At 45.2% G+C, this 17,530-nt stretch carries 18 protein-coding genes; 6 read left to right on the top strand and 12 right to left on the bottom strand.

Annotation, left to right across the window (positions count from 1 at the left end; translation table 11 throughout):
* Nucleotides 1–35: 35 nt before the first annotated feature.
* The 4 genes from QMY49_RS01135 to yacG all read left to right on the top strand — a co-directional run bounded on the left by QMY49_RS01135 (nt 36) and on the right by yacG (nt 2,545).
* Nucleotides 36–905, top strand: a complete 870-nt coding sequence (locus QMY49_RS01135) for a prepilin peptidase (RefSeq protein ID WP_005446255.1) — start codon at nt 36–38, stop codon at nt 903–905.
* Entirely contained in the window at nt 906–1,520 is a 615-nt protein-coding gene (gene coaE, locus QMY49_RS01130; protein WP_017817675.1) for a dephospho-CoA kinase, read from the top strand.
* Between the two features lie 27 nt (nt 1,521–1,547).
* Complete coding sequence (gene zapD / locus QMY49_RS01125) at nt 1,548–2,288, top strand: cell division protein ZapD (protein WP_005446251.1); 741 nt, start codon at nt 1,548–1,550, stop codon at nt 2,286–2,288.
* Between the two features lie 62 nt (nt 2,289–2,350).
* A complete protein-coding gene (gene yacG / locus QMY49_RS01120) occupies nt 2,351–2,545 on the top strand; it encodes a DNA gyrase inhibitor YacG (protein ID WP_005446249.1) in 195 nt (64 codons plus the stop codon).
* A 370-nt stretch (nt 2,546–2,915) separates the two neighbouring features.
* On the opposite strand, the gene rplS is transcribed toward yacG, so the two are convergent.
* From rplS to ffh, 5 genes are all read right to left on the bottom strand, one after another.
* Nucleotides 2,916–3,269: a 50S ribosomal protein L19 gene (gene rplS, locus QMY49_RS01115; protein WP_005379971.1), complete on the bottom strand. Its 354-nt coding sequence runs from the start codon at nt 3,267–3,269 to the stop codon at nt 2,916–2,918.
* A gap of 41 nt (nt 3,270–3,310) precedes the next feature.
* Entirely contained in the window at nt 3,311–4,054 is a 744-nt protein-coding gene (gene trmD, locus QMY49_RS01110; protein WP_005446247.1) for a tRNA (guanosine(37)-N1)-methyltransferase TrmD, read from the bottom strand.
* Between the two features lie 27 nt (nt 4,055–4,081).
* Nucleotides 4,082–4,630 carry a ribosome maturation factor RimM gene (rimM, locus tag QMY49_RS01105; protein WP_005446245.1) on the bottom strand — a complete coding sequence of 183 codons (549 nt, stop codon included), beginning with the start codon at nt 4,628–4,630 and terminating at the stop codon, nt 4,082–4,084.
* Nucleotides 4,631–4,658: 28 nt separating this feature from the next.
* Entirely contained in the window at nt 4,659–4,907 is a 249-nt protein-coding gene (gene rpsP, locus QMY49_RS01100; RefSeq protein WP_004410028.1) for a 30S ribosomal protein S16, read from the bottom strand.
* 210 nt (nt 4,908–5,117) lie between these two features.
* Nucleotides 5,118–6,500 (bottom strand): signal recognition particle protein, encoded by a 1,383-nt coding sequence (gene ffh / locus QMY49_RS01095; protein ID WP_005446242.1) that lies wholly within the window; start codon nt 6,498–6,500, stop codon nt 5,118–5,120.
* A 213-nt stretch (nt 6,501–6,713) separates the two neighbouring features.
* On the opposite strand from ffh, the gene QMY49_RS01090 reads away from it, so the two are divergent.
* Together QMY49_RS01090 and QMY49_RS01085 are read left to right on the top strand one after the other, a co-directional pair.
* Nucleotides 6,714–7,508, top strand: coding sequence for a cytochrome C assembly family protein (locus QMY49_RS01090; RefSeq protein WP_005446240.1), 795 nt, complete (start codon nt 6,714–6,716; stop codon nt 7,506–7,508).
* Between the two features lie 154 nt (nt 7,509–7,662).
* Nucleotides 7,663–8,937: an HlyC/CorC family transporter gene (locus tag QMY49_RS01085; RefSeq protein ID WP_047512919.1), complete on the top strand. Its 1,275-nt coding sequence runs from the start codon at nt 7,663–7,665 to the stop codon at nt 8,935–8,937.
* A gap of 92 nt (nt 8,938–9,029) precedes the next feature.
* On the opposite strand, the gene luxS is transcribed toward QMY49_RS01085, so the two are convergent.
* The 7 genes from luxS to QMY49_RS01050 form a co-directional block, all read right to left on the bottom strand.
* On the bottom strand, nt 9,030–9,548 hold the full coding sequence (gene luxS / locus QMY49_RS01080) for an S-ribosylhomocysteine lyase (RefSeq protein ID WP_283312470.1): 519 nt from the start codon (nt 9,546–9,548) through the stop codon (nt 9,030–9,032).
* Between the two features lie 86 nt (nt 9,549–9,634).
* Nucleotides 9,635–10,240: a transglycosylase SLT domain-containing protein gene (locus QMY49_RS01075; protein ID WP_029790340.1), complete on the bottom strand. Its 606-nt coding sequence runs from the start codon at nt 10,238–10,240 to the stop codon at nt 9,635–9,637.
* Between the two features lie 19 nt (nt 10,241–10,259).
* Complete coding sequence (gene gshA, locus QMY49_RS01070) at nt 10,260–11,828, bottom strand: glutamate--cysteine ligase (RefSeq protein WP_017817672.1); 1,569 nt, start codon at nt 11,826–11,828, stop codon at nt 10,260–10,262.
* Between the two features lie 163 nt (nt 11,829–11,991).
* On the bottom strand, nt 11,992–14,835 hold the full coding sequence (locus QMY49_RS01065) for a M16 family metallopeptidase (RefSeq protein ID WP_061065382.1): 2,844 nt from the start codon (nt 14,833–14,835) through the stop codon (nt 11,992–11,994).
* 9 nt (nt 14,836–14,844) lie between these two features.
* On the bottom strand, nt 14,845–15,306 hold the full coding sequence (locus QMY49_RS01060; RefSeq protein ID WP_009698760.1) for a YqaA family protein: 462 nt from the start codon (nt 15,304–15,306) through the stop codon (nt 14,845–14,847).
* Nucleotides 15,300–16,250 carry an NADP-dependent oxidoreductase gene (locus tag QMY49_RS01055; protein ID WP_009701936.1) on the bottom strand — a complete coding sequence of 317 codons (951 nt, stop codon included), beginning with the start codon at nt 16,248–16,250 and terminating at the stop codon, nt 15,300–15,302. The genes QMY49_RS01060 and QMY49_RS01055 overlap by 7 nt, the downstream gene beginning before the upstream one ends.
* Before the next feature lie 148 nt (nt 16,251–16,398).
* Nucleotides 16,399–17,529: a sodium ion-translocating decarboxylase subunit beta gene (locus QMY49_RS01050; RefSeq protein WP_283312466.1), complete on the bottom strand. Its 1,131-nt coding sequence runs from the start codon at nt 17,527–17,529 to the stop codon at nt 16,399–16,401.
* Between the last annotated feature and the right edge of the window lies 1 nt (nt 17,530).

The following is a 17,530-nucleotide window of genomic DNA, read 5'->3' as shown; positions in this document are numbered from 1 at the left end:
CCTTGCTCGTTTGATTTACCGCTCAAGAGACTGATATGGAAGTATTCCAGTACTACCCATGGCTATTCGTTGTATTTACCGCTATTTTTGGTTTGATCGTGGGTAGTTTCCTCAACGTAGTTATTTACCGTTTACCTAAGATCATGGAACTAGAATGGCGACGCGAGTGCGCTGAATCATTCCCTGAATACAAGATCGAGCCACCAAAAGAGACATTAACCTTAAGCGTGCCACGTTCATCTTGTCAGCAATGCGGTACACATATCCGCATTAGAGACAATATCCCTGTGATTAGTTGGCTATTACTAAAAGGTAAATGCCACAACTGCCAATCACCTATCAGTGCCCGTTACCCTCTTATCGAACTGCTTACCGCTTTTTGTTCGGGTTTTATCGCTTTTCATTTCGGTTTTAGCTACTTCACTGTGGCGCTGGTTTTCTTTACCTTTGTATTGATTGCTGCCACATTTATCGACCTTGATACCATGTTGCTGCCAGACCAACTCACACTGCCATTGATGTGGGCGGGTATTGCTCTTGCTCTTGCCGGTATCAGCCCTGTGAGTCTTCAAGATTCTATTATTGGAGCAATGGCAGGCTACTTATGTCTTTGGAGTGTTTATTGGTTATTCAAACTCCTCACAGGCAAAGAGGGAATGGGCTATGGTGACTTTAAACTCCTTGCTGCATTAGGAGCTTGGCTGGGCTGGCAATCTCTGCCGATGATCATTTTACTTTCTTCGGTAGTAGGCGTCATTTTTGGTCTTATCCAGCTGCGCTTGCAAAAGCAAGGTATCGAAAAAGCCTTTCCTTTTGGTCCTTACCTTGCAATTGCAGGATGGGTGAGCCTAATTTGGGGCAATCAAATCCTCAACTGGTACTTTACGTCGATTCTAGGAGTGTAAATGGCTTTTGTTATTGGCCTAACCGGCGGTATTGCGAGCGGCAAAACCACCGTGGCAAACCTATTCAAACAACAGTTCAAAATAGACATCGTTGACGCTGATATTGTGGCTCGTGAAGTCGTAGAGCCAGGCACACCTGGACTTAATGCCATCATTGAGCACTTTGGCACTGATATTGTCCGAGATGATCAAACACTTGATAGAGCCAAATTGAGAGAAAAAATCTTCTCTAACCCAGAGGAGAAAGCATGGGTGAATGGGTTATTGCACCCAATGATTCGCGAAAAGATGATCGAAGACTTGGAGCAAGTCACATCAGACTACGCTCTTTTAGTTGTACCTTTATTGGTAGAAAACAAGCTCGATAGTTTGTGCGATCGTGTACTTGTTGTTGATGTCGAGCCACAAACCCAGATCTCAAGAACGGTAAAACGCGATAACGTGAGCGAAGAGCAAGCAAAAGCTATCTTGGCATCTCAAGCATCTCGTGAACAACGACTTGCTCTGGCTGATGATGTGGTTAAGAATAATCCAGATGACCCAGATCTTTTGCTTCAAATCACAGATTTACACGAAAAGTACCTAGCCATGTGTAAGAAAAATCTGCGAAAATAGGAATGAAACTCACCAAGGCTACTGTCGATGACCACGCACAAATTTGAACATCCGCTAAATGAAAAAACTCGTATTTATTTAAGAGTTGAGTCTTTGCTGCGTCAGGCTCATCTAGCCTCTGGTTTTGCTGACAATCATCAGTATCAACTGTTCTTCCGTGCACTCTTCGATATGATCGAGATCTTTGAGCAAATTCAACTAAAAAGCGAACTGGCAAAAGATCTTGAAAAGCAACGTTTAGCTTATCGCAATTGGCTTAATGTCGATGGTGTCGATCAGCAAGCCCTTAGCGAACTCTTAAAAGAGATCGACGTAGTCCATAGCCAACTGATGACTGCTGAGCGTTTTGGTCAGGCACTTAAAGAAGATCGCTTCTTAAGTTCAATTCGCCAACGCTTTAACTTACCTGGAGGGTCATGTTGTTTTGATCTTCCTGCGTTGCACTACTGGCTTCATTTACCTATCGAGCGTAAAAAACACGATGCAGAACAGTGGCAAGCGAGTTTAAAACCTTTGTCTGATGCCTTAGCACTCTGGCTCAAGCTGACTCGCGAAACAGGACATTTCAAAGCACAAATCGCTCGCACTGGATTCTTCCAAAGCGATGCGGACGAAGCCAACATCCTGCGTTTACACATTCCAATGGAATACGGTGTCTACCCGATGATCTCGGGTCATAAAAACCGTTTTGCCATCAAATTCATGGCTTTTGAAAGCGGTCAAGCTTGTACTCAAGACGTTGAGTTTGAACTCGCTGTTTGTAGCTAAGCGCAACTCGCACTACTATTGCCATAACACCTTTGAACACCGAATAAATAGGACGAATGACGATGTCTAAAATTACAGTCGTTCCATGCCCACAATGTGGTGCCGACGTAGAGTGGGGAGAGCAAAGTCCTCACCGCCCTTTCTGTAGCAAACAGTGCCAAATGATTGATTTTGGCGAATGGGCTGACGAAGAAAATACCATTCCTGGCGCACCAGATATGTCGGACAGTGATGGTTGGTCTGAAGACCAATACTAAGAAGCTAGAACTCAGAAACGAGAGCACCACGCTTCGAGAATAAAAAGAAGGGTTGATGTGAGAACATCGGCCCTTTTTGTTTTTTATTACGCCGAAAGAGAGATTCCGACAATGCGCATTCGTCGCTTTCGGGAGTAACGTTGTTTGAGTTCATTTATTTGTTTTTTATTCGTCATCCTCAAGAGCGAGGAACGAGCGAGTTGGGGATCCCTTTTTTACTCTCTCGCAGGACAAATGCCGCTCACTAACCGAAGCGCTCCACTATATCAGAGCAAGTATTCCTGATTCTCGAAGCATAACGTCCTTTTTCGCGCATAAAAAAACGGAGCCCAAATAGGCTCCGTTTACTATGAGAACGCTAGTTATAGCATTACTTCTTAGCAAGTTTCTCTTTGATACGAGCAGACTTACCAGAACGCTCACGTAGGTAGTACAACTTGGCACGACGTACTGCACCACGGCGTTTAACTTCGATGCTATCAACGATTGGAGAGTGTGTTTGGAACGTACGCTCAACACCTTCACCGTTAGAGATCTTACGTACAGTGAAAGCAGAGTGAAGACCACGGTTACGGATTGCGATTACAACGCCTTCGAAAGCCTGTAGACGCTCACGGTCACCTTCTTTAACTTTAACCTGAACTACAACAGTGTCACCTGGTGCAAATTTAGGTAGGTCTGATTTCATTTGCTCTTCTTCAAGAGCCTTGATGATGTTACTCATTTTTTAAATTCCTAGAATAAACTGATACTAAATAAATTAGGTTACTTTGCACTATGTTCACTAATGAACTCAGCAAGTAATTGTTCCTGTTCGTCAGTCAGAGCTAGGTTTTCCAGGAGCTCTGGTCTTCTAAGCCAAGTTCGGCCCAGCGACTGTTTTAGTCGCCATTGACGAATGTCCTTGTGATTGCCTGACATCAGTACCGCTGGTACTTCTTTGTCATCCAATACTTCTGGACGCGTATAGTGAGGGCAATCTAACAAACCATTTGCAAAAGAATCTTCTTCTGCTGACGCGAAATCCCCTAGTACACCCGGAACAAACCGAGAGACAGAATCGATTAACGTCATGGCAGGTATCTCACCACCCGTCATCACAAAATCCCCAATCGACCATTCTTCGTCGACTTCAGATTGAATGATGCGCTCATCTACCCCTTCGTAACGACCACAAATCAGAAGTAAATTCTCATTCGTTGCCAGTTCTTCAACGCCTTTCTGGTCGAGCTTACGACCTTGAGGAGAAAGGTAAATGACTTTCGTCTTACCCGGTGAGGCTGCTTTCGCGGTATGAATGGCATCGCGCAAAGGCTGAACCATCATTAACATACCAGGACCACCACCGTAAGGTCGGTCATCGACAGTGCGATGTTTGTCATGAGTGAAATCACGAGGATTCCAAGTCTCAATCGACAAAAGACCTTTTTTAACCGCTTGACCTGTTACCCCAAAATCAGTAACAGAACGGAACATTTCAGGAAAAAGGCTAATAACGCCAACCCACATGTTTATCTCGCTCTGTAATTTTGGAGATTAGAATCCAGGATCCCAGTCAACTTCGATCCGTTGAGCTTCGCGATCAACTTTGATGATCACTTGCTCTTCAAGGAACGGGATTAATCGTTCCTTTTGCCCGAAAGCATCTTTTAGATTTGCTTTAACAACCAGAACATCGTTTGAGCCAGTTTCTAGAATGTCAGATACGACACCGAGATCGTAACCTTTAGTGGTTACTACTTGCATCCCAAACAATTCACGCCAGTAGAACTCATCTTCTGACAATTCAGGTAGTACCGCAGGGTCAATAGCAATCTCAAAGTTCGTCAGTAAGTGTGCGTCTTCACGAACTTCCAGACCTTCAAGCTTAGCCACCATACCTTTGTTATGGCGCTTCCAGCTTTCTACTTTGAACTCAACCCACGTACCCTTTTGGTTAATAAACCAAGGGCTGTAATCGAAAATGCTTTCAGCATTGTCTGTGTAGGAAAAAACTTTAAGCCAACCACGAATGCCGTAAGTAGCACCAAACTTGCCTACAACAATCTTTTCGTTGCTCATTGTTTCTTTACCTTTCATCGACATAAACTAGTTTCTACTTCTAAAGTAAAAATTAAGCCGCTTTTTGAGCGTCTTTAACTAGCTTAGCAACGCGGTCAGATAGAGACGCGCCTTGACCAACCCAGTGGTTAACGCGGTCTAGGTCTAGACGTAGACCTTCTTCTTGACCTTGTGCAGTTGGGTTAAAGAAACCAACTTTCTCGATGAAACGGCCAGTTGCAGCGTTGCGGCTGTCCGCTACTACGATTTGATAAAATGGACGCTTCTTAGCGCCGTGACGTGCCAAACGAATGGTTACCATGTCGTCCTCTTTGCTTTCTCAAAAATAAAATTAACCCCAACAATCATCCAAAAAACTGAATAATCTGGGGTCTCGTGCCAAAATAAAGCTCCGGAATTTTACTCTTATCCCGGAGCAATGCAAGGGGTTTAGTTACTTTTTCACCAACATAAATTGAAATCCAAGTTTGTGACGTAGCTAACACCCTGAAACTAAAGTCTAGGCAATCGTTTAACGACCAAATGGGTTGAAGCCACCGCCTCCGCCCATGCCACCCATCATGCCTTGCATGTTACGCATCATGCCTTTCATGCCGCCCTTCTGCATTTTCTTCATCATCTTCTGCATTTGGGTGAACTGTTTCAGCAGACGGTTAACGTCTTGAACCTGAACACCAGAACCCGCAGCGATACGTTTCTTGCGCGACCCTTTGATGATTTCTGGGCGTTGACGTTCTTTCATTGTCATTGAGCTGATGATCGCTTCCATTTGCTTGAACATCTTGTCATCAACTTTGTCTTTCACATCTGATGGTAACTGAGACATGCCTGGAAGCTTGTCTAGCATGCCCATCATGCCACCCATGTTTTGCATTTGACCCAACTGTTCACGGAAGTCTTCAAGGTCGAAGCCTTTCTTCTCTTTGAACTTCTTCGCTAGCTTCTCTGCTTTGTCTTGGTCAACATTGCGTTGTAGGTCTTCAATCAGTGACAGTACGTCACCCATGCCTAGAATACGCGATGCAACACGATCAGGGTGGAATGGTTCTAGTGCGTCGGTTTTCTCACCCACACCGAGGAATTTGATTGGCTTACCCGTAATGTGACGAACTGATAGCGCCGCACCACCACGTGCATCACCATCCACTTTAGTCAGAATCACACCAGTTAGTGGTAGTGCATCACCGAATGCTTTTGCTGTGTTCGCCGCATCTTGACCTGTCATTGCATCAACAACGAACAGTGTTTCAACCGGGTTAATCGCTGAGTGAAGATCTTTAATCTCACCCATCATTTCTTCATCGATAGCCAAACGACCAGCGGTATCGACAATTAATACGTCGTAGAATTTCTTCTTTGCGTGGTCAATTGCTGCATTAGCAATATCAAGTGGCTTTTGATCTGGTGAAGATGGGAAGAAATCGACACCGATGTCTGATGCTAGGGTTTCTAGCTGCTTAATCGCTGCAGGACGGTAAACGTCGGCAGACACAACCAAAACTTTCTTCTTATCACGCTCTTTTAGAAGCTTGGATAGCTTACCTACCGATGTAGTTTTACCCGCACCTTGTAGACCCGCCATCAAAAGCACTGCTGGCGGCTGCGCTGCTAGGTTCAGTGCTTCATTAGATTCACCCATTACCGCTTCAAGCTCAGCTTGAACGATCTTGATGAACTCTTGACCCGGCGTTAGGGATTTAGAAACTTCTACGCCCACCGCTTTTTCTTTAACGCGGTTTACAAATTCACGTACAACAGGAAGCGCAACGTCCGCTTCCAATAGTGCCATGCGTACTTCACGTAGGGTTTCTTTAATGTTGTCTTCGGTCAGACGACCTTTGCCACTGATATTCTTCAGCGTTTTGGATAATCGATCCGTTAAATTCTCAAACATCTTTGTCTCTTCGCTAAAATGGCGATTAATTAGTGTGAGTATACCTTAGCCAACGTCACAGTCATACCCGAACACAGCTCTTATCCTTAACTTGAGGGCTAACTCGTTAATTTCAATATCTCATCTCTCGTGATTGATGACGCATAGCCCATAGCCCCAAAGAGTAATGCAAGGTATAATTTTCACCATTGTGCACAATAACTCTTAAGATTCATGGATAGCTTAATTGCCATCGCAGCCGCCATTCTTTACGTTCTGGCAATTGCGACCATCATTCCCGGACTCTCTCAACAGTCAGGAATTAAAGCGAAAACCGTATTTGCCAGCGCGGCATGTGCGTTGGTTTTTCACGCTTGGATTCTGAGTGATCTGATTTTCGACGGTTCAGGGCAAAACCTCAGCATTCTTAATGTCGCCTCTCTTATCAGCTTTATTATCTCACTGGTGATGAGCGTTGCGATGCTGAAGAACCGCTTGTGGTTCCTTCTTCCTGTGGTTTATAGCTTTGCTGCCATCAATTTAACTGCTGCTACTTTCTTACCAAGCACTTTTATTAAGCATTTAGAGAACGACCCTAAGCTACTTATACACATTTCCTTTGCGCTCTTTTCCTACGCAACTTTAACTATCGGTGCCCTATACGCACTGCAACTTGCGTGGCTCGACCACAAACTAAAAGCCAAGAAGTCGTTAGCAATTAATCCGAATTTGCCACCTTTGATGATGGTAGAGCGTCAACTGTTCAAGATTATTTTGATTGGTAACTTGCTCCTAACGGGAACCTTGATTACTGGTTTTGTTTTTGTACAAGACATGTTTGCTCAAGGAAAAGCTCATAAAGGTATCCTTTCTTTCATCGCTTGGGTTGTGTACTCAATTCTACTTTGGGGGCATTACCAGAAAGGCTGGCGAGGCAAGAAAGTGACATGGTTCGCGGTAGCAGGGGCGACCTTGTTAACCTTAGCGTACTTCGGTAGTCGCTTTGTGAAAGAAATCATCTTAAGTTGATGTTCTCCATCTATAAAATGCAATTAATAAGGAGCCTAGGGCTCCTTATCCTTTATATTAAAGGGCAAATAAAATAGAGTAACCCTTATTGCATTGACTTAATGGCCAAGCTCGGTCATAAATTAACCAAACACATACAAGGAACAGCAGCGTTTTGGACGACATATCTACGGGTATCTTATTTGCGCTACTCGCGTGTCTTATCGTCATATCAGGTTACTTCTCCGGTTCAGAAACAGGGATGATGTCTTTGAACCGATACCGCTTAAAGCACTTAGCCAATAATGGGCATAAAGGGGCGAAGCGAGTCGAAAAACTACTAGACCGCCCAGATCGACTGATTGGTCTTATTCTTATCGGTAACAACCTCGTCAATATTCTCGCGTCTGCCATCGCAACCATTTTAGGTATGCGGTTATACGGAGACTTAGGGGTTGCGATTGCCACTGGCGCACTCACCATGGTTGTCCTTGTGTTTGCAGAAGTCACACCGAAGACCATCGCCTCGCTTTACCCTGAGCGCGTCTCTTACGCGAGCAGCATTCTCCTCACCATTCTAATGAAAATTCTGTCACCTCTGGTGAGGTTAGTGAACTTCATTACTAACGGTTTTATCCGTTTGATTGGTGTGAAAGCCGACCACACCACAGAAGATCATCTAAGCTCAGAAGAACTGCGCACCGTCGTTAACGAAGCAGGCGGTCTTATCCCTCGTCGTCACCAAGACATGCTGGTATCGATTCTGGATCTAGAACACGTCACCGTTAACGACATCATGGTGCCACGCAATGAGATCACAGGGATCGACATCAATGATGATTGGAAATCTATCGTCCGTCAGCTGACTCACTCTCCTCATGGTCGCATTGTGTTGTACCGTGATCAGATTGATGAAGTCGTTGGTATGCTGCGCCTACGTGAAGCATACCGATTAATGCTAGAGAAGAATGAATTCAACAAAGAAACACTACTGCGCGCTGCTGATGAGGTGTACTACATCCCAGAAGGTACGCCACTGAATGTGCAGATGTTGAAATTCCAGCGTAACAAGCAGCGTATCGGTTTGATTGTCGATGAGTATGGTGACATTAATGGTCTCGTCACTTTGGAAGATATCTTAGAAGAGATTGTTGGTGAATTTACGACTTCCATTGCACCAAGCTTGTCAGAAGAGATTACTCCCCAAGGTGACGGCAGCTTCCTGATTGAAGGTAGCGCCAACATTCGTGACATCAACAAAGGCTTGAAATGGAAACTACCAACCGATGGTCCACGCACTTTGAATGGTCTGATTCTAGAGCATTTAGAAGACATTCCTGAAAGCCACTTGAGTGTGCAAGTTGCCGGACATCCAATGGAAATTGTCGATATTGAAGAGAACCGCATCAAGCTGGTGAAGGTGTACCCAAAGCTCAAGAAGAGCGGTTAACTTCACCACTTTGAATATTCTAATCAACAAAAAAATAGCCTGACAGTGTCAGGCTATTTTTTTGTTTTCAGAGATCTAAACTCAACGCTAAGTTAGTCGATACGTAACTCTTTCAGCATAGATTCTGGCAGTGCCAAATCATCATTCTTATTGACTGCAACGCCCGCTTCTAGAATGTTTTTCGCGATTTGCTTTGCCTCATCTAAAGAGTGCATTGCAGCTGTACCACATTGGTATTCATTCAGCTCAGGGATCTTGTTTTGACTTTCTACTTTCAATACGTCTTCCATTGCTGCAACCCAAGCATCCGCCACTTGCTGCTCTGAAGGCGTACCAATCAAGCTCATGTAGAAACCGGTACGGCAACCCATTGGTGAGATATCGATGATCTCAACGCTATCACCGTTTAAGTGGTTGCGCATAAAGCCAGCGTACAAATGCTCTAAAGTGTGAATTCCCTTCTCAGAAAGGATGTCTTTGTTCGGTGAAGTAAAACGTAAGTCAAATACTGTGATGGTGTCTCCCTTTGGAGTTTGCATCGTTTTAGCCACACGAACTGCTGGCGCATGCATACGTGTGTGGTCTACGGTAAAACTGTCTAATAAAGGCATTACATCTCTCCTGATTGTAACCTCCAATACTTACACGTATTGGTCATTATTTCTGTTCATTTCCCCTCTGACTATTAGGGGGGAGACTAAAAGAACCAACTGCTGTTGTCTTCTAATTCCTGACGACATTGCTTCAGCTGCCAGCCATAAGTCTTGGCGGTTTGCTCCACGCGTCTTGCAACTTTAACTAAGCTAGGTTTGCTTTTATAGGTCCCACGCTTATAGCCACCACGTCCTTCATGGTACGCAAGATACTGGTTGTAAGGGTCCCATAACGAAATGCCTAATTGACGACGAGTCTCATGGGTATACCAACCGACAAACATCATTGAATCGTCAAAATTGGTGCGTGAACCACCTTGTCCTGTCGCTTTTTGAAAATCTTCCCAAGCAGGGTCTTGAGCTTGAGCATAACCGTAAGCACTGCTGACACGTCCCCATGGAATAAAACCGAGAATGTAATCTTTTGGCGGTCGAGCATCATGACGAAAGCTACTTTCTTGCTTAATGATCGCCATGGCAACATTTATCGGTGTGCCCCACTCTTCTTCCATGTCTTTGGCATCTTCGTACCAACCGGATTTTTCTCGGAATATTTCACATAGGTTATCTTGTTGTTTTGGGGGCGCAGTTGCACAACCGGCTAACATCACGCTCCCAAGCACAGACACCACTAACGGCTTAATGTCCAATCCCTGCCCTTACTGCTGGTTATTGTTTTAAGTAAGCAAAGTAATCTTCTAGGAAATCATCGAACGATAGAGTATCACTTTGCTCTGCTTGTTTTTGTTTCTCTACCGATGTTGCAACTTCCGTTTCCATTGCATCGGCTGAATATTGTTCATAGTTGTGTGCTAGGTTTTCTTCGCGGAATTTCATGCCAAGCGCACACCCCACTTTACCTAAACCACCATGCTCTTTTGTCAGCTCAAGCAACTGACCAGAAATGGTTAGCTCTGGCTCATCAATCCAAGACTCAAGTTTGTCACAAACTGCTTGGTACGCATTTCCACCAGCAACCGAGTCCATTTCAACCGCAATCTGACGAAGGTCAGCAAACACACGATGTGCCCAGTCTTGTAGAGACAGGCGCTCACCTTGGCAACCGATTTGTAGCATCAAACCTTTCTCACGACCAGACACAATGACCTTGTTCCAGTTGTCACGCCAGCATTCGAGCTCACAGTTGTCCATAGGGTCAGAATCTGAAAGTGCCGCCCAAGTAAGGAATAGATCAAGGAAGCGAACCTGCTCTTCACTCACACCAACGGCGCTGAACGGGTTCACGTCTAGCGAACGAACTTCAATGTACTCTACACCGCCACGTTTAAGCGCTTCAGAAGGTTTTTCACCGCTCTTAGTTACACGTTTAGGACGAATTGGCGCGTACAGTTCGTTTTCAATTTGCAGAATGTTCGAGTTAAGTTGACGGTATTGACCATCCACTTTTACCCCAATCTGAGCAAACTCTTCCGATGGGTGACGAATTGCATCGTCTAGACCATCAAGATACTGCTCGATAGAGTTAAAGCCAATCTTAAGTACGCTTTGTGCGCTGTTGGTGTAACCGAGATCACTTAGGCGCAGCGACGTCGCTTTAGGCAAGTATAGAGTGCCGCCAACTTTCTCAAATGGTAGGTCAGTTTCACGACCTTGAATGAATGAACCACAAAGTGCTGGTGACGCCCCAAAGAAGTACGGAATCATCCAGCCAAAACGGTAGTAATTACGAATCAGCGCAAAGTACGCAGCAGATTTCGTTTCTTGGCGTGCTTCTTCATCTTGTTCGCCATGCAGAGCGTCCCAGAATGATTCAGGAAAAGAGAAGTTAAAATGCACGCCCGAGATAATTTGCATCAGGCTACCGTAGCGGCGTTTTAGACCTTCACGATAAAGCGTTTTCATTTTAGCTGAGTTCGATGAACCATATTGTGCCAGCTGAATATCATCCTCCGAGCCCACGTAACATGGCATTGAAAGTGGCCACATTTTCTCTTCACCCATTTTGGTTTGAGTGAAGTGATGGATATCTTTCAACTGCCCCATTAATTCAGGGATCTCGTGCGATACAGGAGTGATGAACTCCAGCAGGGATTCTGAAAAGTCGGTCGTAATCCATTTGTTTGTGAACGCTGAGCCCAAACCCTCGGGATGAGGTGTTGTTGCTAGGTGTCCATCCTGACGATAGCGCAAAGTTTCTCGCTCAACACCGCGTCCAAACTGCTTAAATACTTCTGGGTTTGATGCAACTTGTTTTAGTCGCGCAGCAAAATCAGTCAAAATGAGGTTCGCTTATATTGGGAGCAGGACACTCGCCAAGCGTGGCAAGTGAAAGCTAAGTTATTGATATATAATCCATCTAGATAAATAACCCATCAAAAAGTCATTTATCTAGTTAGAAACGAATAGCGGAGAGTCTCCTCTCCGCTATTAAATGTGTACTCTATCGAATGATTTCAAGCTCTTCCACGTCTTTCCCTAACTTTTCTAGTTGAGGGCGAAGGGATTTCGCGTCCCCGACAACAACTATCTGGTAGTCATTCGGGTCGAACCATTTCTGTGCTAGAGCGTTGAGAGTCTGTTTGTCGACAGTCTCAACAATAGCGTTTCGTTGCTGTAAGTAGTCTTTGTCTAAGTTGTATTTCAAAATATCACTGATGAGTTTGCTTTTCTGTGTAGGCGTCTCATATTTCAGTGCATCTTTTTGACCGACTGCTTGGCGCATAAATTTCAATTCATCTTCAGTCATGCCCGATTGTGAGAACTCATTCAACTCATTCTCCATTTCTACAATAGAGGCAATGGTCGAATCCGCACGCACTTGCGCTGTAAATACAACAGAACCCGTTTCTACATTTCCAGAGAAATAGCCATAGGCACCATAAGTGTAGCCTTTGTCTTCACGAAGGTTTTGGTTGATACGACTGTTAAAGTTACCGGCTAAGTTGAAGTTTGCTAACTGACCCAGATAGAAATCTCCCGTCGCATCATAAGGCATGCCTTGACGGACCATCATGACCACACTTTGCGGAGCTCCTGGCTTATCCACCAAATGAACTTTTTGTGGACCTAGCGGAGCAATGGCTTGAGGGGCATACAAAGGTGCCGCTTCATCTTCCCAATTTGCCCAAAACGACAATTGTTTCTCAACGTCAGCTTTGCTGATATCACCAACCGCAATAATTTGCGCACTTTGAGGTGTGTAGTGCTTCGCATAGAAATCACGCACGTCATCGAGAGTCAGAGCTTGGAGCCCCGCTTTGGTGCCATCTTTTGGACGAGCAAAAATAGAATCTCCGTACAATACTTGACGGCTAGCTTGCGACGCCATCCAACTTGGTTTTTGATGCTCATACACCAAGCCTTCTAACGCTTGCGTCTTAACTCGGTCAAAGTCTTCTTGCTTAAATGCCGGAGACAACAACATCTCTTCGACAATCTTAAGTGTTGGCGCTAGGTTCTTCTTCAGGGCGGAAACACTAATGTCTGTTGTGTAACCTGTTGCATCGACAGAAATAACACTACCTAACTTATCAAGTTCAGCTTGAATCTCTTCTACCGAACGTTTGGTTGTTCCTTCTTGCAGCATAGCGGCAGTCAGTTGAGCCAAACCTTCCTTACCAGCTTCAACGAAACGTGTTCCAGCTGGTAAACTAAACTGCATGGTGACGGTTGGTGTTTCACTGCTTACTGTACCCAACAACTCAGAACCATTGTTGAAGTGGATGTCATACAACTTCGGCATGGTTGCCTCAACAGGCTCACCCACTGGCGGTTGAACAGAACGGTCAAAGTTGTCAGTTGCTCGGCGGTAAGCCAATTGATCGTCTGAGATTTTTTCATACTCAGGAAGAGTGCGTTTTGGTGTCACGAATGTCGCTGGTTTCACAGCAAGCTCTGTTTTACCTTTTGGCACAACACTCAAGGTGACCTTGTTCTTACCTTGAATAAAATCACTGTATGCTTTTTCTACCGACTCAGGCGTTACAGCACGAAGTTGCTCAAGCTGTTCCTCAATCAAATCTGGCTTGCCGAAGAAAGTTTGATTCGACGCTAGCTGTGTCACTTTACCTTTCACACTTTCTAAAGCGAAAATCGCATCGGCTTCAGATTGACCTTTAAGTTGCTCCAAACGATCTTTCGTCACCCCGTCCTTCGCAAACTTACCCAACGATGTCATCAGCTCATCATATAGCTTGGTGAGGTCGCCTTTATCACCAGAATCACCCATCGCGTAGACGTAAAAATTACAAGAAAGCTCAGCACAGTCATGGAAAGAACCTGCATCTACTGCTTTTTGTGTTTTTACTAGGTCTTGGTAAAGCACGCTGTTAGTACCACTACCTAACACGCTTGATAGAGTATCAAGTGACGCTTGAGTGGCTTCGCCATTGTAGGTTGTCGGCCATGCCACCATAACCATTGGTTGCTGGATACGATCTTCTAAGGTGATGAACTTGCTTTCTGCTAGCTTTGCAGGCTGCTTAGGTGCATTTTCCACTTCAGGTCCGCGAGGGATTGAACCAAAGTACTTATTCACCCACGCTAATGTTTGCTCAACATCGATATCACCACCAATGGTTAGTACTGCGTTGTTTGGACCATACCAACGTAGGAAGAAGGCTTTCAGATCGTTCACATCAACGCGGTCAAGATCTTCAACGTAACCGATCGTTTGCCACGAGTATGGATGACCTTCTGGGTACAGCGCTTCTGCCATGCGTTCCCAAATCAAACCATAAGGACGGTTGTCATAACGCTGCGCGCGTTCGTTTTTAACTGTTGAGCGTTGAATTTCAAACTTATGCTGTGAGACGGCATCGAGCAAAAAGCCCATGCGGTCTGACTCAAGCCACAACATTTTTTCTAACTGATTAGCAGGAACAGTTTCAAAGTAGTTCGTGCGGTCACGGTTAGTCGTGCCGTTTAGTGTACCGCCAGCTTCTGTAATGATCTTAAAGTGCTCTTGGTCACCAACGTTCTCAGAACCTTGGAACATCATATGCTCGAAGAAGTGAGCAAAACCAGATTTGCCAATTTCTTCACGTGCCGAACCAACGTGATATGTGACATCAACGTGTACAAGTGGATCCGACGCTTCAGGTGCCAGAATGACCGTCAAACCATTGTCCAACTGATACTTCTGGTATGGAATTTTCACTTTGCCTTCTTCCGCTTTTGATGACTCTACGAAAGTAACTCCATCAGGCAATGATGATACAGGGGAGTTTGATGCACAGCCCGTGATCACTAATAGTGAACACGCGCTAACCCAAAACATTCTCATGCGCTTTCCTTAAAATAAACCGAGATAGATGGCGGCCAACAAGCTATACCTTGCGGCTTTGCCTAAAAATATAAGAACCAAACACGGCAGAAATTTCATCCTTAACCATCCTGCCGCTAAACATAGCGGGTCGCCAATCACTGGCAACCAACTAAAAAACAATCCCCAATACCCGTATTTGGACAGCCACTTCAATGCGGTATGCCCATGCTTCTCATCCTGAGTTCTATTTGGAATCCACAAACCCAACCAATAGTTGGTGAGACCGCCCAAGGTATTACCAATGGTGGCAACAATAATGATGGAAGAAACCGAGTATTGGTTTAACGATAAGGTGGCAATCAATCCAGCTTCAGAGCCACCTGGCAATAGAGTGGCACTAAGAAAACCAGTAATGAATAGCACCCACAATGCGGAGTCAGAAAACCATAAAGCTAAGTTTTCAAAGGCAGCATTAAATGCCTCTAACATGTCATATCAAGCAAGATCTTGCCTCGCGTCCGCCCCGATTCGACTTGTTTGTGAGCTTCAATAACATCGGTCATCGGATAGACGTGTTGTACTTCAGTTTTTAACAGCCCAACGCCAACCATGTACAACAAAGTGTCAAGTTGTTCACGGTCAGGTTCGACTAACATACCGCTGGCTTCAAAACCAAGTAACTTGGCTTTTTCACAAATCAGTTCTGCAGTAATCGTTGGAACAGTAATGACTCGAGCGTTATCTGTCAGGCATTTGAGTGCGTCTAAAGCGGCATCGCCACCAACAAGATCAATCAAAACATCCACATCTTCAACACGTTCTGACACTGGTGCAAATTGATAGTTCACTGCGTGTGCACCTAAAGTAGCGAGGTAGTCCAAATTTCGTTCACTACAGGTGGTAAACACTTCTGCTTTGGTCGCAACTGCAATTTGCACGGCTAAGTGACCAACACCACCAGCTCCGGCAAGTATCAATACACGGTCACCTTCAGTCACATTAGCTTTACTCAGCGCTTGAGCCGCAGTTTGACCTGCAAGTGGCAATACTGCCGCTGCCTCTAAGGCGACCGAATTGGGAACGTGACTTAATTCAGATTCAGGAACACAAACGTATTGGCTGTAACCGCCTCCTCGAATAGGGAAACCGATAAAGCCAGCTACCTCATCCCCCTCTTGAAAACGAGAGGTATCTTCGCCACATGAAACGACTTTCCCCGAAATATCATAACCGGGAACCCAAGGTAAGTTGTCTTTGTTTTGTGCCGCAGCCCAACCAAGCCCCGCTCGCGTTTTGACATCAATAGGGTTAACGCCAGAGTATGCCACTTTAACTAAGACTTCCCCTGTTTGTGGGGTTGGTGTTGAGGTGGTTTGAATTGCAAGAACTTCTGCGTTGCCGAATTCGGTAATAGCGATCTGTTTGTGTTCCATAACCCATTCCCTGAGAGAAAACAAAAAGGGATGCAAGAGCATCCCTTTGACTATAAACCATTTTGTTTACCGAAGTTAATCGTCAATTTGTAAATTGGTAGATAATTCTATTTCACCAATTTTCCAACAAACAACTCAAGATGGTGTACTACCCCACCAGTGCCAGTAAGATACCAGCGGCAACCGCCGATCCAAGAACACCGGCTACGTTTGGCCCCATTGCGTGCATCAGCAAGAAATTTTGTGGGTTTGCTTCCAAACCGACCTTGTTCACAACACGCGCGGCCATTGGTACTGCAGAAACGCCTGCAGCACCGATAAGTGGGTTGATGTCTTCTTTCGAGAACTTATTGAGAAGCTTCGCCATCAAAACACCTGCCCCAGTACCGATACTGAATGCGACTGCACCGAGTCCCAAGATACCTAGCGTTTCTAGATTCAAGAACTGCTCAGCTTGCAGCTTAGAGCCCACACCAAGACCTAAGAAGATCGTTACGATATTGATCAGCTCGTTCTGAGCGGTTTTCGATAAACGATCCACCACGCCAGCTTCACGCATCAAGTTACCCAGACAGAACATACCAACCAACGGTGTCGCTGAAGGCAAGAACAAAATCGTCATCAGTAACACAGCAAGTGGGAAGATCACTTTCTCCCACTTACCAACGTGACGAAGCTGGGCCATTTTAATCTGGCGTTCTTCCTTAGTGGTTAGGGCTTTCATGATCGGCGGCTGAATGATCGGCACCAGTGCCATGTAGCTGTATGCCGCCACGGCAATCGCACCTAACAAGCCTGGAGAGAGCTTACTCGCTAAGAAGATCGCCGTTGGACCATCCGCACCACCGATAATCGCGATAGACGACGCATCCGCCATGGAGAACTCCATACCCGGAACATAGTTAAGCAGAATCGCCCCAAACAGCGTCGCGAAAATACCAAACTGCGCCGCAGCACCTAGCCACAAGGTTTTTGGGTTTGCAATCAAAGCACCAAAATCAGTCATCGCCCCCACGCCCATGAAGATCAGCAGCGGGAACACGCCCGATTCGATACCAATGTAATAAACGTAGTAGAGCAAACCACCTGGTTCGGTAAAGCCAGCATTGGGAATGTTCGCTAAAATGGCACCAAAACCAATAGGTAATAACAGTAAGGGTTCAAAGCCTTTTTTGATCGCCAAAAACAGCAAGGTGCAACCAACCAGCATCATACAGATTTGGCCGAACTCAAAGTTAGCGATCCCTGTTTCTGACCATAAGGTCATCAATCCGTCCATG

The sequence above is a fragment of the Vibrio harveyi genome, assembly GCF_030060435.1.
GTDB classification, from domain to species: Bacteria; Pseudomonadota; Gammaproteobacteria; order Enterobacterales; family Vibrionaceae; genus Vibrio; species Vibrio harveyi.
The sequence above is the reverse complement of the archived record's forward strand: the minus strand, read 5'-3'. Positions and strand labels throughout refer to the sequence as shown.